Below are 20040 nucleotides of genomic sequence, written 5' to 3'. Positions count from 1 at the left end.
TTACCCCTTGTCTGGCGAGCGCTCCAAAGCGCTATCTGGTTGACTTCGATGAGCAATTAGCATGCCGGGCGAAACGGCCCAGCCTGGCCTCCATGGCCAGATACCACGTACCCGCAACGACTAGCGGCCCAAGGTAATAGATGGCGCGGTAAACCAAAAGGCCGGCAAGAATCTCGTGCCGGGCCATTGAACCGCTGAGCAAGCCAACGAACACGGATTCGATCACCCCGATTCCGCCTGGAATGTGTGTCAGGGCACCGGCCACTGCGCTTACCAGAAACGTCGCTAGCACGACAGGATAGGAAATGTTCTGCTGCAGGAGCACGTAGATGGCCGCGCCGATCAGCATCCAGTTGACTACGGCCAAACAGATCTGGACTAAAGCTATGCCGATGGATGGCAATTCGATGGTGTGGCCGAAGATCTCCCGGGAACGGGTCGTGGAGAACTTGCATAGCGCCAGATACGCAAGCGCGATAGCCACCATTATTGCGCCTATGATCCGCAGTGGGCCATTGTCCAGTTTCCAGTCGGCAGGAAGCTCCACCATGCCCGATGCGAATAGCACTCCGGCCAGCAATGTATAGCCTATCCAGTTCGTCGTGATGCTCAGCCCGACGATACGCACGATGACGCCGGGCTCCAGACCGTGCTTGCTGTACAAGCGCAGTCGCAATCCGAGCCCCCCCACAGGCGCACCCATATTCATGGTGAATGCATAGCTGATGAACCCGGTCATCATGCATTTCCACCATGGCAGGTCATGTTCCGTATATCGCTTGCCCAGCACGTCATAACTGCTGTAGACGAAATAGCTCGCCACAGTGATCAGGCCTGCGAGCCACAAAGCGCTGGCCGGCAATCCATGGATGGCGCCAACGACCTCACGCCAGTCGATCTTGATCACTGCCATGGTAATCAGTATTACTATCGCTGTCGCGAATGCAATGCCAATGAACCGTCGTATGATTTTCCAATGCTGCTTGAGCCAGCTTCTGACATCGTCCCATCTGGAAGCGCTCATGGCTTTCCTTCGCTCATCGTTTCGGCCTGCGATCCAAATGACGTAAGTTGCGCCTCGCGTGCGGGCAGCCAACCCGCCCATGCGGGGAAGCGCCTCAAGAAATGGAAAACAAACACGCTGACGAAAACTCGCTGGATCTTGCGCCGGGGCGGCGCAACGCGCTCCATCACCCTGCAATGATTCTTAACGAGAAATTCAAGCCGTTCGTGCAAATGGGAGCTGAAGGCGCGGTCATGAATCATTACATTCGCCTCAAGATTCAAGGCCAGACTCAGCGGATCGAGGTTGCTCGAACCCACAGTTGCCCAGGTATGGTCGACTGTCGCGACCTTGCCATGAAAAGGACGTTCGCAATATTCATATATTTCGACGCCGGCCGACAAAAGGTAGTCATAGAGCATCGTCGCCGCGAAACGGACTATTGCCATATCAGGTTGCCCTTGCAGGATCAGGCGCACCCGCACTCCCCGCTTGGCCGCCTGGCGCAGATCGCGAAGAAAACGATAGCCCGGGAAAAAATAAGCGTTGGCGATTGTGATCTCGTGTTTGGCCGCCCGAATGCCTATACGATAATGTTGTTCAATATCGTTAGTGTGTTTATCGTTATCTCGCAGGACCAGTGCCGCTACAGTCTCGCCACTTTGGGAATGTTGCCTCCCACGCCGGCGCAGCAGGCTGCGCCAGGAGAACCGCACGCGAACGGGTGAAAGCGCGTCCAGAGCGAAGCGCGCTATCTCTTCAACAAGCGGACCACGAATCGATATGGCATAGTCCTGCTTGGCCGTAGGCCCAAAATCGGCCAGGTGGTCTGCGCTGTAGTTGATCCCGCCCACGAAGGCCAGGACACCATCGACCACGACTATCTTTCGATGCATGCGCCGAAACAGATTGGTGCGGAAACCCATGCGCCGAGGTTGCGGATCGAACACATGAAAACCCACGCCTAACGAGGTGAGGCCCTGGATATATTCCGGGGTCAGGTCAGCCGATCCATAACCATCAACGGTCATTTCGATCCGAACGCCTCGCTGGGCCGCTTCTATCAGTACCTGCCGCAGTTCATTACCTACCTTGTCTTCAAAGATGATGAACGTCTCCAGGATTACACTGTATTCTGCACGGCGTATGGCATCGAATACAGCGGGAAAGAACGCCTCCCCGTTTTCCAGCAGTTCCAGGGTATTTCCGCTAGTCCATTTCACCGTCATAGCGTCACCTCGGCGGCCAACGGCGCATGGTCCGACAAATGAGTCCAGGGTTTGGGAGATAGCGTGATCGGTTGAAACTGGCCAACATTACGGACATAAATGCGATCAAGTCGCAGCAATGGAAAACGCGCTGGAAACGTCCGCGCTACCTGTCCATTGCACTCGGCAAAAATCTCCTTCAGCCCGCTGGAACGCATCAGGATCTCTTGTCCCCGCTGCCGCCAGTCGTTGAAATCGCCAGCGACCACCAGGGGTACTGTTGCGGGTATCTCGTCCTTGAGCAGCGTGCACAGGCTTGTCAATTGTCGCGTCCGATGTCTTTCGTGCAAGCCCAGGTGGACGCAAATCGCATGTATATCTGTCGCCATGTCAGGTGGACGTAGGATGCAATGCAACATTCCTCGTTTTTCGTGCTTGCCCATCGAAATATCCAGATTGTCGTAGAACGTAATCGGAAACTTGGACAGCAACGCATTGCCGTGATGGCCATTGGGATAGACGGCGTTCCGACCATAGGCAAAATCGTCCCAGATCGAGTCCGCCAGGAATTCATACTGGCTGACATCAGGCCAACGGGCCAAGCGCAACGCATGCGCCTCATGGGCCCCCAGCACTTCCTGTAGAAAGACTATATCGGCGTGGGTGGCGCGAATGGCATCGCGCAGTTCATGCAGGATGAAACGACGATTGAAAAATGTAAATCCCTTATGGGTATTTACGGTAAGCACTCGTAATGTTGTCGACGTATCTGCAATGGTCATGGGCGCCCACGAAGTTATAATTTTCTTCGACAGCAAGCGCCATGCCCAGCCTATCCCAACAGCAGTCCGTCATCGGATAAGGTCTCGCCTCGCACCCTTTCAAACATCGAGAGCAGATCGGGAACGTCTAGTCCCTCGCGTTCCGTCCCCGAAACATCCAGAACCACATTGCCCTGGTGCAACATGATGGTTCGCTCACCCACGTCGAGTGCCTGGCGCATGCTGTGGGTCACCATCATGGTGGTCAGGCTGTGTTCGTGCACAATACGGGTGGTAAGGTCCAGCACAAACTGGGCGGTTCTCGGATCCAGTGCGGCAGTATGCTCGTCGAGCAGTAATATTCGGGATGGTTGCAAGGCAGCCATGAGCAGGCTGACGGCCTGTCGCTGTCCGCCGGACAACATGCCAATGCGATCGCCGAGCCGGTTCTCCAGTCCGAGGCCCAGTGTGGCAAGGCGTTCCCGGAAGTCGCCGCGCATGTTGGACTTGACGGCCAGGCTTAGCCCCCGTCGTTGACCGCGACTATGCGCCAATGCCATATTCTCTTCTATGGTCAAATCCTCACAGGTCCCCGCCAACGGGTCCTGAAATACGCGCGCCACCTGTCCAGCCCTCGTCCATACCGCCAATTTCGTAACGTCGTGGCTGTCGATGCAGATCGATCCGCTATCGACAGGCAGATCACCGGATACGGCATTGAGCAGTGTGGATTTACCAGCGCCGTTCGATCCAATAACGGTAACAAACTGCCCCGTGGGGATGTCCAGCGACAGGCCGCGCAAGGCTTTGGTTTCAAGCACCGTTCCACGATTGAAGGTGATGCGCAGGTCTTTGGCGCTCAACATATCAATGCCCTCCCATCAAGGTGCGCAGCCGTTTTTTGAGCAAAGGGACCACCAGTGCAAACGTCACGAGCAAGGCAGTGACCAGGTTGAGATCCTGTGCTTTCAGCCCAATGAAGTCGGCATTGAGTGCCAAAGCAATAAAGAAACGATAAAGCACAGCGCCAACAATGACGGCCAGCGTAATGACGATAAGCTTGCGTGATGGCATGATGCTTTCTCCCACTATCACCGCGGCCAGACCTATGACAATAGTGCCTATTCCCATGGAAATATCGGCGCCGCCTTGGGATTGTGCAAAAAGTGCGCCCGCAAGGGCGCACAAACCGTTAGAGATCGCCATGCCGACCAGCAGCATGGTGCCGGTGGCCACGCCTTGTGAGCGCGCCATGCGGGGATTGGAACCTGTAGCCCGCATTGCCAAGCCGGTCTTAGTCGAAAAGAACCAGTCAAGCGCGAACTTCACCACGATCAGCAAGACGAGGAGAATCAAGGGACGGGCAATATAGTCGCTCATCCCTTCAGGCTGGATCATGGTGAACACCGTGGGCTCTGAAATCAGCGGCACGTTCGGCCTGCCCATCACGCGCAGATTGATCGAGTACAGGGCAATCATCATCAGAATGCTGGCCAGCAGATCCATGATCTTCAGCTTGACGTTCAGCCAGCCTGTGATCATGCCCGCGACGGCCCCAGCGAACGTGGCAATAATGGTTGAAGTGTATGGATCCATGCCGGCGCTGATCAGTGTGGCCGCGGTCGCACCGCCCAGCGGAAAGCTGCCATCCACGGTGAGATCGGGAAAGCGCAGCATGCGAAATGAGATGAGTACGCCGAGCGCGACCAGTCCGAAAATAAGACCGATTTCAAGCGCACCCCATAATGAATAAAGTGACATGTTTTAGCCAGATAACCAGAAAAAGAAACAGGCGAGCTGCGCGTGACAAGCCCGCCTGATATCCAGATGGCTATATTCTAATCGACAACCTTGCTGGCCGACTTCAGGAAGGCGTCGGTCAATGTGATCCCTTGTTTCCGGGCTGCACCAGGGTTGACGTGCAGTTCGAGTTTGCTGCTGGTCTGTGATGCGAGCGAGCCGGGTGCTGCGCCCTTCAATATCTTGATGACCATGTTTCCGGTTTGCAAGCCAAGATCGTGGTAGTTGACACCCAGCGCCGCGATAGCGCCGCGCGCAACGCTGTCGGTGTCGGATGCAATAAGCGGTATCTTGGCATCGTTTCCAACCTTGACCAGCGCCTCGTATGCCGACACGACGTTGTTATCGGTATTGGTATAGATGACATCGACCTTACCTACCAGGCTGCGGGCAGCCGCACCAACATCCACGGTGCGAGCAGCAGTCGCCTCAACCAGGGATAAACCGGACTTGGGCAGGAGGTCCCGCATCTGCTTGACGACCACCACCGAATTGGCCTCGCCCGGGTTGTAGACCATGCCGACGCGCTTGGCGTCCGGTACCACTTTTTTAATCAGTTCCACCTGCTTTTCGAGCGCAAGACTGTCGGACACGCCGGTTACGTTCGTGCCCGAGGGATCCATGGTGGCGACCAGTTGGGCCGCTATGGGGTCGGTTACGGCCGAATACACGACAGGAATAGTCTTGGTGGCGGCTACCACGGCTTGCGCGGACGGCGTAGCGATTGCTACGATGACATCGGGCTGATCGCCCACGAATTTTCGCGCAATCTGGGCCGCGATGGCAGTATTGCCCTGCGCTGTCTGAAATTGCCATTTCAAGCCTTTTGGCTCGGTATAGCCGGCCTTGTTCAACGCCTCGAGTACGCCATCTTTGAGCGCGTCGAGCGCCGGATGTTCGACTATGGAGGTGACTGCGACCGACTGTGCGGTCGCGGGGGCATGGGCCAGGACGCCGGCCGCGGCCATAGCACCGCACACCAGCTTGGCAGACTTGTAGAACTTCATTGATGCTCCTTGAAGGTTATTGGCGCCGACCTGACTATGATCGCGAACGGGCTAAGTCTAACGCGTTCAAGAAGCCATTGTCTCGAGGGGAAATCCCCAGGGCGCAAGACATTAAATGGCGACCTTGCTTGCCGCGCCATGCTGGGCAAGCAAGGCCCTGGCCCAGCGGCCGCCCGGCAACCCGTAGCGCGTCTCTACAGCAGCCGCTCGATCCAGCAACTGCTGTGTGGAGATATTAAGCAAAGGCCCCTTGAATGCCAGTACTATCCGATTGCCAGCGTCGATCTCGGGAAGCTCCAGGACCCTGCCCGCGAATGCCTTCCGGATGTTATCGATATTGGGCGGAAAACTGGTATGATCGCCGAACAAATTGACTGTCATGATCCCGACGTCGCCTAGCGCTCCGTAACACCCCTGGTAAAATTCGAGCGAATCACGCACAGGTCCCTGAGCCTGGGCGTCGTATAGATCTACCATCAACGCCATGAACCTGCCGATGTTGTGGCGTTTTTTCACCCAGATCGCCGCGTCACAATGGTCGATAACCGACCGGCGGTTGTCGGGCAGTCGAAAATAAGCCCGGCATATGGCGGTTACCTGGGGGTTCCATTCAACGGTTTCCACGGAGGCTTGCGTATTCTTGAGCGTAAATCGCAATAAGGATCCGGCTCCTAATCCCATGATGCCGATCTCGTCCTGTTTCGAAGGTTCGAGAAATAGCAGCCAGGCCATCATTTGTTGCGTATAGGCAAGCACCAGTTCATTGGGTTTGCCCACCCGCATGGCACCCTGCACCCATTCGGTACCGAAGTGCAGATAGCGCACACCGCCGAGTTCGGAAAGCGTGGGTTCGTCGGCCTGCCAGGGCTGTGCTTCAAACACGTTCGAAAATCGCGGCAATTCCCTGCCCGCCGCCTATGCACATGGTTACCAGTGCATAACGGCCCTGGACACGTTCGAGCTCGTGCAAGGCCTTCACCGTGATGATTGCACCTGTCGCTCCGATGGGGTGTCCGAGTCCGATACCGCTGCCGTTAGGATTCAGCTTGGCGCTATCGAAGCCCAACTCTTTGCTGACAGCACACGCCTGTGCAGCAAAGGCTTCATTGGCTTCGATGACATCGAGCTGGTCTATCGTGATATCGGCTTTTTTCAGCGCTATCCGGGTTGCGGGAACGGGCCCTATGCCCATATATTTGGGGTCGACACCGGCATGGCCGTAGGAAATCAACCTTGCCAGCGGTTTCAGACCGCGTGCCTTTGCGGCGCTGGCTGTCATCAGCAGCACCGCGGCAGCGCCATCGTTCAAACCGGACGCATTACCGGCGGTCACGGTTCCATTCTCTTTCACAAACACGGGTTTCAACGAAGAAAAATTGGCATCGGTCGCACCACGACGCACATGTTCGTCGGTGTCAAAGACAACGTCACCCTTGCGCGTCTTTTGTACAATCGGCACGATCTGGTCCTTGAAGTAACCATTGTCAATGGCGGTCTCGGCACGCTGATGCGACGACAGGGCCAGGGCATCCTGCTCTTCTCGGGATATGGAATACCTCTGTGCGACGTTTTCCGCCGTGACGCCCATGTGTGTCTTATCGAAAGGATCGGCCAGTGCGCCGGTCATCATGTCGATAAGCACACTTTCACCCATCCGGGCACCCCATCGGTGTGCAGGGACACTATATGGAGCCCGGCTCATGCTTTCGGCGCCGGCGCCAATAGCGATTTCAGCGTCCCCCAGTTTCAGCGCCTGGGCGGCTGAAATAATGGCCTGCAATCCCGAACCGCACAACCGGTTCACATTGAACGCCGGGGTGGAATGCCCTATACCTGCATTGATGGCGGCCACCCTGGATAAATACATATCGCGCGGTTCGGTGTTGATGACGTGTCCAAATACCACGTGCCCCACGTCGGATGCCGCCACGTTGCTGCGATCGAGGACTGCCCGAACGACAGTTGCACCCAGTTCGCACGGAGGCACATCCTTGAGGCCGCCGCCGAAATCACCTATTGCGGTACGACATGCGCCAATGACAACCACATCTTCCATAATGAAGGTTCCTTGTTAACTATGAGCGGCCTCAGCCAGATACAGAATAGTAACGCGCGCCCTGCGCCCACGTTTGCCGTGCATAAAGAAAAGCGGCAGGATTTGATGTCTGCCGCTTTTCTTTATGGTCAGGTTATGCCAGTCAGCTTTTAGCTGCGAGATTCCTTGGCACCAGTTGCCTGCTTGCCATCCTGGTTTTGCCGATCGGAATCATCACGATCGACTTCAGGGGCTACCCAGTTCAGGGGCTCGATTACAAAAGGTTGCTTTTTCTGGGTGGATTGTGTTGCCATGCTAGCTCTCCTTTATGCATCACCAAGGCGCACAACGCGCCCGGGTAGCCTTATAGGGTAACCCATATTCACAAATAAAGCCAATCAGCTCATGGACTTAGCCCATATCCCTCATACGTTTTGAGCAACATTTCGTCAAGTGCTTACACTATTTTTTGCATGATCACGGATTCATGATGCCGGACGTCACATTCCGCGGGTCTGGCTCTTCAGCGACCGGTCGTAATACTGCTGACCCACCAGCATGTGACGCTTGAACTGGCAGATGGCAGGGAATATAGTGTTAATGAGTATTACGGTGTGTTGAAGCAACGCATTTCGAGTCCGCACCCGAGTCTGGCTGCAATTCAAGGAGCCGCCATGAACATTCAATCATTGAACTTCTCTGTCGATATCAATCGCGATGGCCATTACAGCGCATGGGAGCTGTGGGAGATCCTTAAGGTTGTCTATCGCCTGCCAGGAAACCTGCTGGTCGAAGGCTTGGGGCATATTCCTCCCATTGCATCCCTGCTCAATATCGATGCAACGCCGGCAAACGGCTATGGCAGTCTGGACGGCCTCTTGTCGGTGACACTTTCACTGCTGTTCTGGATCATCGTCATATTCGGCATGCTGACGCTCGCGTCGCCAAAAGCCGAGGAAGACGACGATTTGCTCCATGAAAATACAGAGAACCACGCCAAGGACAAAACTTCCTTCGGGGCCGGATCGGTGCTCCCAGCAAACACCGCTACGACGCGCGCCAATGCACTCCTGCGTCCTGCAACGCGTCGTCACCATCCGGTGAGCCGCCCAGTGTATGCAGCATCCGGCAAGAAACCGAAGCATCACCCCTGGCATCACATTACCGCATCTTTATTCAGACATGTAAAACCCTGACACTGACAACTGCGAATGCAGCACTTATCCACACTATCCGTGGATAACCCTAGGGATAACCTCTCTCATTGTCGCGAAAACGTAATGATTTCACAGTACCGAGGTTCGGTGGACAAGGAATGACAACACCAGTTCCTCCGATCCATCACATACGTGGCCAATGGTATCCTGTCGGGTGTAGACACGTTATACGGGATCGCGTGGATATCCGCCCGTGATCCGGACCAACACCGCGTGCCTAAATCACATAGGCAAATGAAACAAGGCCCGACATAAAACATGAAACTCGCGACCTGGAATGTGAACTCCCTTAAGGTGCGTTTGCCGCAAGTGCTGGACTGGCTCGCTCTAAATCCGGTTGAGGCGCTATGCCTGCAGGAGTTGAAACTTTCCAATGAAAATTTCCCGTTGGATGCTTTCACCGAGATTGGCTACCAGGCGCATTGGGCCGGACAGAAGACCTATAACGGCGTGGCGGTGATCAGCCGCGCCGCCTGTACGGACGTGCAACGCAATCTTCCAGCCTACGACGATCACCAGCAACGCATCATCGCCACAACACTGGATAGCGCAATAGGCGATATCCGCGTCGTAAGCGCCTATTGTCCAAACGGACAGTCGGTAGGCAGCGATAAGTACGAATATAAACTGGCGTGGTTCAAGGCGCTGCACGTATGGCTCAACGACGAACTCAAGCGTTATCCGCGGTTGGCCATTCTTGGCGATTACAACGTAGCGCCGAAAGACGAGGATGTTCATGACCCTTCAAAATGGGTTGGAGACGTCCTGGTTTCAGAGCCCGAAAGGGCGGCGTTCAATTCTTTACTCGACCTCGGCTTCACTGATGCGTTCCGCGAATTTGAACAGGACGAAAAATCATTTACATGGTGGGATTATCGTCGGTTTGCTTTTCGCCGCAATGCTGGCCTGCGCATCGATCACGTCCTGTTGTCCAAGGATCTGACCCCCTATTGCACCGCCTGCGTTATCGACAAGGCACCGCGTGCCAACGACCAACCCTCCGACCATGCTCCGGTTATCGCGACACTGGATTTGACCACGTCCCACAATCCGAACGTTTAAACAAAAAAATCAGCGTGGGCTACACACTTGCTGGCTTGCTCATATACTGCTGTTTCAGCGCGGAATTGCCATTAACATTTCGACATAGCGTTTCGCGTAGCAGCTGTTACCGTGGCCCGACTTCGACAAGACAGGTTTTATGATGCTTCGAGTTCTACGATTGGGCCGCGCCCAGCGTGTTTCGCAATACTTTAAAAATATCGCTCCAGGGATATTTCTTCAAGAGCTTATTAATCGGCCCGGTGCCATCGGCGCCATTTGTCCCAGTTCCCGTTATTTGGCAAGGCAGATGGCGCGGCAGATCCCCGACTCGAAGGATGGGCTTATCGTTGAACTCGGCGGTGGCACTGGCGTGATTACCCGGGCATTGCTCGATCATGGCGTGGCGCCTGAAAAACTGAAGGTTATCGAGTTCTCTGCGCCCTTCGTTCGAAGACTCCGTCAACGCTTTCCAGACGTCGAGGTCATCCACGGCAATGCCGCCGACCTTTGCGATCTGCTTCCGCGGAACACCAAAATTTGCGCTATTGTTTCCAGCCTTCCATTGTGCTCGTTGCCTGAACCCATCACGCAGTCGATATTGGAACAGTGGCGCACCCTCTTGCACGACGGCGGGGTCGCCATCCAGTTCACGTACAATCTGCGCCTGCCGAAGTGGCGACGCCTGGTCGACGCCCAGCAAACCTCGTCCCAGTTTGTCTGGGCAAACTTGCCTCCCGCCAACATCACCACCTTTTCTTTTCATTCAATCAAGCTTACGCCACCTTCCCATGAATGCACTTAGTCAAATTGTCGATATGTTGGAGCAAGGCCTGGTGCTAGATGTGACGATTGAAGACCTGCAGTTTCGCGCCTATGTCGTCGTCAGCGAACCGGATATCGATCGGGTTGCCGACTTTGTACCCAAGGAACAGTTCGAGGAAGATGGTGATGTGCATGTGGCCGCAATCGACCAGAAACAGCAGGCCCGAGAGCAGATTGAAGACATTGTCTTCAATATGAGCCCCGGCGATGCTGCGGTATTCCTTTGCGCCAATTCGCAAGTTTATCTCACGGTCCTCGAAGAACTAGGGCAAGCGGCGGAACCTGCAGACTGAACCGGCGAGAGACGGTATTGACCTTACAATCCCGTCTATTTTGTAAAGAAGCCGCCTGAAATCCGCCTTGCGGGCCAAATTTCCCGCACGATTTGCTATTCTTGCGTCTCGCAATTGTTACCAATACCAAACATGCCTTCCTACTCCGGCAATATTTTCATGATCGTGGCGCCCAGCGGAGCCGGCAAATCCAGCCTGGTCAATGCGCTGCTGTCCGAAGATCCCAGCCTTATTCTGTCGATCTCCTGCACGACGCGCGCACCCAGGCCAAGCGAGCAAGCCAATAAGCACTACCGTTTTGTCAGTACCGAAGAATTCTTGGCGATGCGCGATAATCAAGCCCTGCTGGAATGGGCCGAAGTCCATGGCAACTTCTATGGCACTCCACGTGACCGGATCCATACCGCGCTTGAACGGGGCGAGGACGTATTGCTCGAGATCGACTGGCAAGGCGCCCGACAGGTACGTGAACATTATCCGCAGGCAATAGGGATTTTCATTCTGCCGCCTTCCATCGAAGCGCTGGAGTCCAGGCTGACCACTCGCGGACAAGACGCCCCGCACGTCATATCGCGTCGATTGCTGGCAGCTGGAAGCGAGATGTCGCACGCGTCCGAGTGTCAATATGTTATTATTAATCAAGAATTTAGCACCGCATTGTTGCAACTCGGGCAAATTGTCGCAGCCACCCGCCTGAGGTTCGGCACTCAGGCTGCCCGTAACGCAGAACTCTTTTCGCAGTTGGGCATTAGCAAGACACTTGCCTGACACTCTCATTCCCCCATTTCATAGGTTTATCATGGCCCGTATTACTGTCGAAGATTGTCTGGATAAAATCCCCAACCGCTTTAACCTGACTCTGGCCGCCACCTACCGCGCCCGTGAACTGGCCCAGGGCCATGAACCGCGTATCGATAGCAAAGACAAGCCTACCGTGACCGCACTGCGTGAAATTGCTGCCGGCGTCACCGGTGTGGAAATGCTGCGCAAAGTCCCAACCTGATCCCCGGATGTAGGTCATGGCGTTTACCAGTCTTCGTGGTGCTTCATCCGGCCTACTGGCCGTCCTCAAGAAGGGTTCACGCCTGCGCCGCGCCAAGCCTCGCAAAACTCCGCTGCCGCTGGGTACAGATACCGCCCCCAATACGATAGCGTCGCTGGCCCCGCTTACAAAAGTCATCAGCCACTACCTGAGCCAGAAAGACGTAGAGCGGGTGAAGGAAGCCTATCGGTTTGCCGACCAAGCCCACCTTGGCCAGTTCCGCGCCAGCGGTGAACCATACATTTCCCATCCTATTGCCGTCACCGAGATCTGTGCGGGTTGGAAGCTGGACGCCGACTCACTCATGGCCGCCCTGCTGCACGATGTCATGGAAGACCAGGGGGTCGCCAAACAGGAGCTCGCCGAAAAATTTGGCGCGGATGTGTCGGAGATCGTGGACGGCTTGTCCAAGCTTGATCGACTGGAATTCGCAACCAAAGCCGAACAACAGGCAGAAAGCTTCCGCAAAATGCTGCTCGCCATGGCCCGCGACGTACGGGTCATATTGATCAAACTGGCCGACCGTCTGCACAACATGCGCACCTTGGGCGCTGTCAGTCCAGAGAAACGTCGCCGCATTGCCCGTGAGACGCTGGATATCTACACGCCCATCGCACATCGCCTCGGACTCAATGCGCTGTTTCGCGAATTGCAGGACCTTTGTTTCCAGGCAGTTCATCCGAACCGGTACCAGGTGCTTCACAAGGCCATGATGGCAGCACGGGGCAACCGCCGCGAAGTACTCGGCAAGATATCCGATGCGGTCCGCGTGGCACTGCCCGCCGCAGGTATCGAAGCCGAAGTCAGTGGACGCGAAAAATCGCTCTACAGTATCTACACGAAAATGACGGAGCAAAAAAAGTCATTCTCCGAGGTGCTCGACATCTACGGTTTCCGCGTCATCGTCCATACCCTACCCGAATGCTATCTTGCCCTGGGTACCTTGCACCAGTTATACCGTCCTGTTCCCGGCAAATTCAAAGACTACATTGCCATCCCCAAGCTCAATGGCTATCAATCGCTCCACACCACACTGGTAGGTCCCTACGGCACGCCCGTGGAGTTTCAGTTCCGTACTCGCGACATGGACCACGTAGCCGAAGAAGGCGTGGCGTCGCACTGGCTGTACAAAGAAGACAACGTTACGCTGAATGACCTTCAGAAACGCACACACCAATGGCTGCAATCGCTTCTGGACATTCAAAGTCAGACTGGCGACTCGGGTGAGTTCCTCGAACACGTCAAAGTAGACCTTTTCCCTGATGCCGTCTATGTCTTCACGCCTCAAGGCAAGATTCTTTCGCTGCCGCGAGGCGCCACGCCGGTCGACTTTGCCTACACCATACACACAGATATCGGTAACCAGGCGGTAGCCTCGAAGATCAATGGCGAGTTCGCACCTTTGCGCACCGAGCTCAAAAGTGGCGACGCGGTCGAAATCGTCACATCGCCCGCTTCCCGGCCCAGCGCTCAATGGCTCAATTACGTGCGTACAGGGCGCGCTCGGTCCGAGATCCGCCATTACCTGCGCACGGTCAAGCTTGAAGAATCAGTCGCCTTTGGTCAACGCCTGCTGAATCAGGCATTCGATCAACTGCATTTGCCTCATCCGTCCGACGCTGATCCCGAATGGGAAAAGCTCGCAAAAAGTTCGGGCGCGATCTCGCGCGAAGAAATCCTCGCGGACATCGGTCTGGGCAAGCGCCTGGCAGCCGTGGTGGCCCGGCGCTTCGCTCCGGAGAACGCCCTGCTGGCGACTACCGCGGCGGCCTTCGACGAAATCTCCTCCGCCACCAACGCTCCGATTCTCATTCATGGCAATGAAGGCCAGGCAGTCCAGTTGGCACCTTGTTGCGGACCACTGCCTGGCGATGCCATCATTGGTGGTATCCGGCTCGGACATGGACTTGTTGTGCACATGGAGGAATGCGCGGTGGCACAACGTCAACGCGCGCGCGAACCCGAACGATGGATTCCCGTGCTTTGGGATACCAATACGGCCAGGCATCTGACAACCCGGCTGGACGTCACGGTGGTGAACGAGCGTGGGGTGCTTGGACGATTGGCAGCGCAAATAACCGAGGCGGATTCAAATATCCTGCACTTGACCATGCAAGACGACGCTGGGGCCAACGGTACTCTGCACTTGACGGTCCAAGTTGACAGCCGCAAGCATCTGGCGCAGGTCATACGCGCCATACGCCACGTACCTCAAGTGCAAAAAATCGTACGCGTCAAAGGCTGACAGACAGCAGCCACAGGGTCGCGCCGTAAGCCAGGACCCCGCTCAGCGTTGCCCAGGCTATGCTGCGCAGCAGCTTTTTTCCCGTGAATACACCCAGTAAACCCGCGATCATAGGCAAGATGCCATCGAGTGAAGGCTGCGTGGACGCCATGCTCCATAATGACACCGACAACAGGGCGACTATGGCCGAGGGCCCGATAGCTTCCAGTGCGTTACGCAACAGAGGCCTGCGACCTATTCTGTCGCCCTTTTGCTGCCATAACATTGGCAGCAGCCGGATCAGCAATGTGCCTGCGCCGCCGGCCACAATCAATAGCACGAGTGTCGTGTTGGTCATTTCGCACCTATCCGCCGTCGCAATCCCAGCAGGGACCCCGTCAACATCCCGACGATGACTGCGCCATAGGGCGGCAATACCAGCGACGCACCCACTGTAGCCAGCGCAGCCCCTGCCAATAGGAGATGCGGCACAAGCTGTCGAATCTCCAGCAATAGCGCGAAAAAGAGCGCCGGCAGGACAAATCCTGCGGTTTGCGCCAATAGTGGCGAACCCTGCAGCATGTCATGACCAAAAAAAGCACCGATCGCCGTCCCTCCGACCCACGACAGGTAAGCCCCCAATTGCAAACCGACATACCAATGCTCGCGTTCGGGTGCCGGCTGGCGGTCCAGTTTGCTTATCGCCGTCGCGAACACCTCATCGGTCAGGCCTGCGGCCATCACAAAGACGGGCAGTTGCCGCGGGGCGTCGTTGAATCTGCTCATCAGCACTGGACCGTAGAAGCAATGGCGCAAGTTCATCAACAGGACGATGCCGACAACACTGAGAGCCCCACTGCCGCTTGCTACAAGGCTTACAAGGATGAATTGACTGGCTCCCGCGTAGACAAGAACGGAGATGAGAACCGCGATCCAGGGAGCAATATCTGCATAGACGGCGGACAGCCCAAACGAAATTGCCACCGGCACATAACCAACGGCGATGGACAGGCTATCGAACAGGCCCCGGAAAAAAGCGGATTTCATCCGGCATCAAGGCTTGAATGCATTGATAAATATCGCCGGATCAACCCGCGCGTTGTTCAGGCTCACATTCCAGTGCAAATGTGGCCCCGTGGCGCGACCCGTCGCCCCAACCTTCCCGATGCGCTGACCACGCGTCACCGCATCGCCGACCTTCACTTGAAACGATGACAAGTGGCAATACATTGTGATGAAGCCCTGGCCATGGTCGATGAACACCGTTTTTCCATTGAAAAAGTAGTCCCCAACGATAGTGACTATTCCGTCGGCAGGCGCTTTTACAGGTGTCCCTAGCCCAACGGCGAAGTCAAGGCCGGAATGGGCGTTGCGTTCCTCTCCGTTAAAGAAACGTCGCAATCCGAACGGGCTCGACAAACGACCTTCCACCGGCTTATCGAGCACCACATTGCTGGGGGTTGCATCCCGGAAGTTGGCATAGGCAATCATCTGCTCCTTGTACTCCCGCTCATATCGGCGGGTTTGTTCAGGATCGGGATTGACTTGGCTTTTATTCTTCAATGTTATGTGTTGTTCCTTGTAATCCTTTCTGCCGACCATGAAGGTGCGCTCTTGCGTGCCATTCACCTTCAAAGTCTGCTTGCCGGCGGGCGTTTTCAGGTCAATGCCCACGATGGCAATCCATTGGTCGTCGCTGTCGCGCAGCACCATGACCCGTTCACCATCGAGGTATGCCCGGGGCAGCTGGGGCACCTTGCCCAATGGCACAACCGCGACACCGCCCGGTATGGGCTGATTCAACAGGCGGCTGATATAGCCTTCGGCGCCGGCTGCAAGCGGGAACAGCAATGCGACCGCCGCAATCAGGCTGTACCGCTTCATGAGGACTCCTTGAGACCATAACCACCGCCTCCTGGCGTTTCAATAACAAAAACATCGCCCGGCACCAGTTCGGCACTGTCCTGAGGTCCTAGTACAGTCCGTGAGCCATCCGCGCGATCAACGTAGTTGGCACCCAAAGCCCCTGCGGATCCGCCGGCCAGGCCGAACGGCGGAAAGACGCGATTGTTTGAGAGAATGGCGGCAGTCATGGTCTCCAGGAAGCGAACCCTGCGTATGCCGCCATCCCCGCCGTTCCATCGCCCTTGCCCTCCGGAGCCTGGACGTATTTCGTAGGATTCAAGCCTTACCGGAAAGCGCAGCTCCAGAACTTCCGGATCGGTCAGGCGCGAGTTCGTCATATGCGCCTGTACCACCGACGTACCATGGAAACCGCCCGCCTGGTCGTAAGGAACACCAATGATCTGCGGCCCGGCGCCAGTGCCACCTGAAATGGTTTCATAGTATTGATGGCGCTGGTTACCGAAAGTGAAGTTGTTCATGCTCCCCTGGCTGGCAGCCAGCACACCCAAAGCACCGTACAACGCATTGACGATACACATCGAGGTCTCAACGTTACCCGCCACGACCGCGGCCGGAGGGTTGGGCCGCAACATGGACCCTTGTGGGACGATGATCTCGAGAGGCTTGAGGCAGCCCGCATTCAGGGGGATGTCATCATCAACCAGTGTACGGAACACGTACAGTACTGCCGCAACGGCAATGGACGCTGGCGCATTGAAGTTATTGTCCAGCTGTGCCGATGTGCCGCTGAAGTCGACCACGGCGCTGCGGTCCTCGTGCCTGACGGTGATTGCCACCCGGATATGCGCCCCATTATCCAGTGCATAATCAAATTGACCATCGCGCAGCCGGGTGATCACCTTGCGCACGGCCTCCTCCGCATTGTCCTGCACATGCTGCATATACGCCACAACGACGCCCAGGCCGAACTGATCACACATATTCAGCAATTCATGCACGCCTTTTTCGTTGGCGGCGATCTGTGCACGCATATCGGCGAGGTTCTGATCCGGATTACGCGCCGGCCATTTACCGGAACCCAATATGGCGCGAGCCTCGGCTTCGTGAAAGACTCCGTTGCCGACCAGCTGGAAATTGGTGAACAGGACGCCCTCATCTTCAACTGTCCTGGAATTTGGGGGCATGGATCCGGGCGTCAGGCCCCCAATGTCGGCATGGTGCCCGCGCGAACCCACAAAAAACAGTATCCGGTCCCCGGCCCGGTCAAACACCGGTGTTATAACCGTGACATCCGGCAAATGTGTCCCACCGTGATAGGGGTCATTGACGACATAGGCGTCGCCGGCTTGCATGCGTCCCGCATTTTCGCGCATGACGGTCTTGATCGATTCGCTCATGGAACCGAGATGCACGGGCATGTGCGGCGCATTGGCGATGAGATTGCCCTGAACGTCGAAGATTGCGCAGGAGAAATCAAGCCGCTCTTTGATATTGACCGAATACGCCGTATTCTGCAGGCGCACCCCCATTTGATCGGCAATCGACATGAACAGATTATTGAACACTTCCAGCATGATGGGGTTGACTTGTGAGCTCACTTCCATCTGACCCGTCAAGGGTCGAAGCCGCAAGAGGGTCCAGTGATTCTGGCTCGTCAGGCGAGCTTGCCATTCCGGTTCGATCACCAGCGTCTGGTTAGGCTCGGATATGATTGCCGGCCCCGTTATGACATCGTCGGCTTGCAAATCGGCACGATCATAGACAGGCGTGTCCCACCATTGGCCACCGCTGAACATGGGCCGTATCGCCCGGGGTTGCGCATCCCCATTGCGCGACGCCAAAGGCGCCGGTGGTTCGTCGATCTGGTCGCCCGCCAGGCTGGCTTCCACCGATATCGACTCGACCACCAGCTTTCTGTCCGGCATCAAAAATGAATAGCGTTTGCGGTATGACTGCTCGAACTCGGTCTGCATGTCGGCGATCGCTGCGGATAGCCGCACATCCAGCGCCGTGTCGGTTCCCTGGTATTTTAAATGAACGCGGCATGTGGTCTGCAACGGCGCGTTGTTGCCATGCTGCCCGCCCAGGCCTTGGCTGGCCTGCTCGATCAACTGCTGACAGGAGGCCGTCAGAACGGGCATAAGCCCGGGCTCGAGCAATTTTTCTACCGTCTGCTGGCGAATCTCGATCTGATCCGCCAGCCCCATGCCATAGGCTGAAAGGACGCCGCCATAAGGATGGGAAAATATGCGCGTCATGCCGAGGGCATCAGCGACCAGGCAAGCATGCTGGCCGCCGGCACCGCCAAATACGGTGAGTGCGTAGGTGGTGACATCGTGACCCTGCTGGACAGAAATACGCTTAATGGCCTCGGCCATGTTACCTACTGCGATGGCAAGGAAGCCTTCGGCCAGCACCTCGGCGCTCATGTCCTGCCCGGTAGCCTCGCTGACGCTACCGGCCATTTCACGAAATAGTGCCCGTACCGTTGCCGCATCGAGGGCTTCGTCCGCGCGCGGGCCAAACACCCCGGGGAAAAAATCAGGTTGAATTTTTCCCAACATGACATTGCAGTCGGTGACGGCCAATGGACCGCCTCGTCGATAGCAGGCCGGCCCGGGGTTCGCGCCTGCGGAATCGGGGCCGACGCGTAAACGCGCGCCGTCAAAGTGCAGGATGGAACCCCCACCCGCAGCTACCGTATTGATGCTCATCATGGGCGCCCGCATCCGAACGCCGGCGACCTGCGTCTCGAATTCGCGCTCGAACTCACCTGCATAGTGCGAGACATCAGTTGACGTCCCTCCCATGTCGAACCCAATGACCTTCTCGAAACCCGCCCGCTCGCTGGTGCGCGCCATGCCGACAATACCGCCAGCGGGACCAGACAGTATGGCGTCCTTGCCGCGAAAGCTGCCAGCGTGCGTCAATCCGCCGCTGGATTGCATGAACAGCAACGGCACACCGGGAAGCTCGGCTGAAACTTGTTGGACATAGCGTTGCAGTATGGGGGAAAGGTAGGCATCGACCACCGTCGTGTCGCCACGTGACACGAATTTGATCAGCGGGCTGACTTCATGCGACACAGAAACCTGTGTGAATCCCATGTCCCGCGCGAGCTGAGCTACGATCATCTCATGGTCGCCCCGTAACCATGCGTGCATCAGCACCACGGCTATCGTGCGCACGCCAGTGGCATAAACGGCAGCCAGCTGGGTTTCCAACGCGGCCATATCAGGCGTCTTGAGCACTTGACCTTGGGCGTCGAGGCGCTCATCCACCTCGATAACGCTTTCATACAAAAGTTCAGGAAGCACAATATGGCGGTCGAAAAGCCGCGGACGATTCTGGTATGCAATGCGCAAGGCGTCGCGGAAACCGCGAGTCGTGACCAATACCGTGCGTTCACCCTTTCGTTCGAGTAACGCATTGGTGGCGACGGTAGTGCCCATCTTCACACACTCGATCCGCTCTACTGGAACTTTCTCGCCGGGATCTACATTGAGGAGGCGCTTTATTCCCGCCACAGCGGCGTCCGGATATTGCTCCGGGTTTTCGGACAGCAATTTGCAGGTCAGTATGTTTCGATCGGGTGTGATCGCGACAATGTCTGTAAAGGTACCGCCACGATCCACCCAAAATTGCCACTTCTTCATGCATGCTCCGATTACCGATGTGCAATACGCGGCCGTTATCACGACCGTGAACGCAAAAAGAA

20 protein-coding genes are annotated in these 20040 nt (G+C 56.3%); 7 read left to right on the top strand and 13 right to left on the bottom strand.

What is annotated here, in order from left to right; genetic code table 11:
- Positions 1–31: 31 nt before the first annotated feature.
- From CR155_RS08435 to CR155_RS20760, 9 genes are all read right to left on the bottom strand, one after another.
- Positions 32–1024: a lysylphosphatidylglycerol synthase transmembrane domain-containing protein gene (locus CR155_RS08435; protein WP_158238251.1), complete on the bottom strand. Its 993-nt coding sequence runs from the start codon at positions 1022–1024 to the stop codon at positions 32–34.
- Complete coding sequence (gene clsB / locus CR155_RS08430; protein WP_102069577.1) at positions 1021–2232, bottom strand: cardiolipin synthase ClsB; 1212 nt, start codon at positions 2230–2232, stop codon at positions 1021–1023. The genes CR155_RS08435 and clsB overlap by 4 nt, the downstream gene beginning before the upstream one ends.
- A complete protein-coding gene (locus tag CR155_RS08425) occupies positions 2229–2993 on the bottom strand; it encodes an endonuclease/exonuclease/phosphatase family protein (RefSeq protein ID WP_102069576.1) in 765 nt (254 codons plus the stop codon). Before CR155_RS08425 ends, clsB begins: the two co-directional genes overlap by 4 nt.
- A 50-nt stretch (positions 2994–3043) precedes the next feature.
- A complete protein-coding gene (locus tag CR155_RS08420; protein WP_102069575.1) occupies positions 3044–3838 on the bottom strand; it encodes an ABC transporter ATP-binding protein in 795 nt (264 codons plus the stop codon).
- A gap of 1 nt (position 3839) precedes the next feature.
- Positions 3840–4733 carry an ABC transporter permease gene (locus CR155_RS08415; RefSeq protein WP_102069574.1) on the bottom strand — a complete coding sequence of 298 codons (894 nt, stop codon included), beginning with the start codon at positions 4731–4733 and terminating at the stop codon, positions 3840–3842.
- Positions 4734–4810: 77 nt separating this feature from the next.
- On the bottom strand, positions 4811–5779 hold the full coding sequence (locus tag CR155_RS08410; protein WP_102069573.1) for an ABC transporter substrate-binding protein: 969 nt from the start codon (positions 5777–5779) through the stop codon (positions 4811–4813).
- A gap of 111 nt (positions 5780–5890) precedes the next feature.
- Positions 5891–6661: a class I SAM-dependent methyltransferase gene (locus tag CR155_RS08405; RefSeq protein WP_102069572.1), complete on the bottom strand. Its 771-nt coding sequence runs from the start codon at positions 6659–6661 to the stop codon at positions 5891–5893.
- The gene (locus CR155_RS08400; RefSeq protein ID WP_102069571.1) at positions 6654–7835 is read right to left on the bottom strand and encodes an acetyl-CoA C-acyltransferase family protein; all 1182 of its coding nucleotides are present in this window, start codon (positions 7833–7835) and stop codon (positions 6654–6656) included. Before CR155_RS08400 ends, CR155_RS08405 begins: the two co-directional genes overlap by 8 nt.
- Before the next feature lie 149 nt (positions 7836–7984).
- A complete protein-coding gene (locus tag CR155_RS20760; RefSeq protein WP_158238250.1) occupies positions 7985–8128 on the bottom strand; it encodes a hypothetical protein in 144 nt (47 codons plus the stop codon).
- A 360-nt stretch (positions 8129–8488) separates the two neighbouring features.
- On the opposite strand from CR155_RS20760, the gene CR155_RS08395 reads away from it, so the two are divergent.
- The 7 genes from CR155_RS08395 (at position 8489) to CR155_RS08365 (ending at position 14477) form a co-directional block, all read left to right on the top strand.
- Positions 8489–9010, top strand: coding sequence for a hypothetical protein (locus CR155_RS08395; protein ID WP_102069570.1), 522 nt, complete (start codon positions 8489–8491; stop codon positions 9008–9010).
- A gap of 279 nt (positions 9011–9289) precedes the next feature.
- A complete protein-coding gene (gene xth / locus CR155_RS08390) occupies positions 9290–10093 on the top strand; it encodes an exodeoxyribonuclease III (RefSeq protein WP_102069569.1) in 804 nt (267 codons plus the stop codon).
- 139 nt (positions 10094–10232) lie between these two features.
- The gene (locus CR155_RS08385; RefSeq protein ID WP_102069568.1) at positions 10233–10877 is read left to right on the top strand and encodes a class I SAM-dependent methyltransferase; all 645 of its coding nucleotides are present in this window, start codon (positions 10233–10235) and stop codon (positions 10875–10877) included.
- Positions 10864–11190 carry a hypothetical protein gene (locus CR155_RS08380; RefSeq protein ID WP_233214052.1) on the top strand — a complete coding sequence of 109 codons (327 nt, stop codon included), beginning with the start codon at positions 10864–10866 and terminating at the stop codon, positions 11188–11190. The genes CR155_RS08385 and CR155_RS08380 overlap by 14 nt, the downstream gene beginning before the upstream one ends.
- Before the next feature lie 132 nt (positions 11191–11322).
- Positions 11323–11958 carry a guanylate kinase gene (gmk, locus tag CR155_RS08375; protein ID WP_102069567.1) on the top strand — a complete coding sequence of 212 codons (636 nt, stop codon included), beginning with the start codon at positions 11323–11325 and terminating at the stop codon, positions 11956–11958.
- 31 nt (positions 11959–11989) lie between these two features.
- Positions 11990–12193 carry a DNA-directed RNA polymerase subunit omega gene (gene rpoZ, locus CR155_RS08370; RefSeq protein ID WP_102069566.1) on the top strand — a complete coding sequence of 68 codons (204 nt, stop codon included), beginning with the start codon at positions 11990–11992 and terminating at the stop codon, positions 12191–12193.
- A 16-nt stretch (positions 12194–12209) separates the two neighbouring features.
- A complete protein-coding gene (locus CR155_RS08365) occupies positions 12210–14477 on the top strand; it encodes a RelA/SpoT family protein (RefSeq protein ID WP_102069565.1) in 2268 nt (755 codons plus the stop codon).
- Here CR155_RS08365 and CR155_RS08360 read toward each other — a convergent pair.
- The 4 genes from CR155_RS08360 to CR155_RS08345 are packed head-to-tail and all read right to left on the bottom strand — an operon-like array spanning position 14467 to position 19978.
- Entirely contained in the window at positions 14467–14814 is a 348-nt protein-coding gene (locus tag CR155_RS08360) for an AzlD domain-containing protein (protein ID WP_102069564.1), read from the bottom strand. The two genes, CR155_RS08365 and CR155_RS08360, sit on opposite strands and share 11 nt — an antisense overlap.
- Positions 14811–15503 (bottom strand): AzlC family ABC transporter permease, encoded by a 693-nt coding sequence (locus CR155_RS08355; protein WP_102069563.1) that lies wholly within the window; start codon positions 15501–15503, stop codon positions 14811–14813. Before CR155_RS08355 ends, CR155_RS08360 begins: the two co-directional genes overlap by 4 nt.
- A 6-nt stretch (positions 15504–15509) precedes the next feature.
- Positions 15510–16340: a peptidoglycan DD-metalloendopeptidase family protein gene (locus tag CR155_RS08350; protein ID WP_102069562.1), complete on the bottom strand. Its 831-nt coding sequence runs from the start codon at positions 16338–16340 to the stop codon at positions 15510–15512.
- Positions 16337–19978, bottom strand: coding sequence for a hydantoinase B/oxoprolinase family protein (locus CR155_RS08345; protein WP_102069561.1), 3642 nt, complete (start codon positions 19976–19978; stop codon positions 16337–16339). Before CR155_RS08345 ends, CR155_RS08350 begins: the two co-directional genes overlap by 4 nt.
- Positions 19979–20040: the final 62 nt, after the last annotated feature.

This window comes from Pollutimonas nitritireducens, assembly GCF_002849615.1.
Lineage (GTDB): Bacteria > Pseudomonadota > Gammaproteobacteria > Burkholderiales > Burkholderiaceae_B > Pollutimonas > Pollutimonas nitritireducens.
The sequence above is the reverse complement of the archived record's forward strand: the minus strand, read 5'-3'. Positions and strand labels throughout refer to the sequence as shown.

What these genes read in the sequence shown, in the direction of transcription:
- CR155_RS08425 (WP_102069576.1), bottom strand. Translation starts at nt 2,993, where the DNA reads ATGACCATTGCAGATACGTCGACAACATTACGAGTGCTTACCGTAAAT.
- CR155_RS08355 (WP_102069563.1), bottom strand. Translation starts at nt 15,503, where the DNA reads ATGAAATCCGCTTTTTTCCGGGGCCTGTTCGATAGCCTGTCCATCGCC.
- CR155_RS08385 (WP_102069568.1), top strand. Translation starts at nt 10,233, where the DNA reads ATGATGCTTCGAGTTCTACGATTGGGCCGCGCCCAGCGTGTTTCGCAA.
- CR155_RS08380 (WP_233214052.1), top strand. Translation starts at nt 10,864, where the DNA reads ATGAATGCACTTAGTCAAATTGTCGATATGTTGGAGCAAGGCCTGGTG.
- CR155_RS08395 (WP_102069570.1), top strand. Translation starts at nt 8,489, where the DNA reads ATGAACATTCAATCATTGAACTTCTCTGTCGATATCAATCGCGATGGC.
- CR155_RS08360 (WP_102069564.1), bottom strand. Translation starts at nt 14,814, where the DNA reads ATGACCAACACGACACTCGTGCTATTGATTGTGGCCGGCGGCGCAGGC.
- CR155_RS20760 (WP_158238250.1), bottom strand. Translation starts at nt 8,128, where the DNA reads ATGGCAACACAATCCACCCAGAAAAAGCAACCTTTTGTAATCGAGCCC.
- xth (WP_102069569.1), top strand. Translation starts at nt 9,290, where the DNA reads ATGAAACTCGCGACCTGGAATGTGAACTCCCTTAAGGTGCGTTTGCCG.
- CR155_RS08420 (WP_102069575.1), bottom strand. Translation starts at nt 3,838, where the DNA reads ATGTTGAGCGCCAAAGACCTGCGCATCACCTTCAATCGTGGAACGGTG.
- CR155_RS08400 (WP_102069571.1), bottom strand. Translation starts at nt 7,835, where the DNA reads ATGGAAGATGTGGTTGTCATTGGCGCATGTCGTACCGCAATAGGTGAT.
- CR155_RS08345 (WP_102069561.1), bottom strand. Translation starts at nt 19,978, where the DNA reads ATGAAGAAGTGGCAATTTTGGGTGGATCGTGGCGGTACCTTTACAGAC.
- clsB (WP_102069577.1), bottom strand. Translation starts at nt 2,232, where the DNA reads ATGACGGTGAAATGGACTAGCGGAAATACCCTGGAACTGCTGGAAAAC.
- CR155_RS08435 (WP_158238251.1), bottom strand. Translation starts at nt 1,024, where the DNA reads ATGAGCGCTTCCAGATGGGACGATGTCAGAAGCTGGCTCAAGCAGCAT.
- CR155_RS08415 (WP_102069574.1), bottom strand. Translation starts at nt 4,733, where the DNA reads ATGTCACTTTATTCATTATGGGGTGCGCTTGAAATCGGTCTTATTTTC.
- CR155_RS08410 (WP_102069573.1), bottom strand. Translation starts at nt 5,779, where the DNA reads ATGAAGTTCTACAAGTCTGCCAAGCTGGTGTGCGGTGCTATGGCCGCG.
- rpoZ (WP_102069566.1), top strand. Translation starts at nt 11,990, where the DNA reads ATGGCCCGTATTACTGTCGAAGATTGTCTGGATAAAATCCCCAACCGC.
- gmk (WP_102069567.1), top strand. Translation starts at nt 11,323, where the DNA reads ATGCCTTCCTACTCCGGCAATATTTTCATGATCGTGGCGCCCAGCGGA.
- CR155_RS08365 (WP_102069565.1), top strand. Translation starts at nt 12,210, where the DNA reads ATGGCGTTTACCAGTCTTCGTGGTGCTTCATCCGGCCTACTGGCCGTC.
- CR155_RS08350 (WP_102069562.1), bottom strand. Translation starts at nt 16,340, where the DNA reads ATGAAGCGGTACAGCCTGATTGCGGCGGTCGCATTGCTGTTCCCGCTT.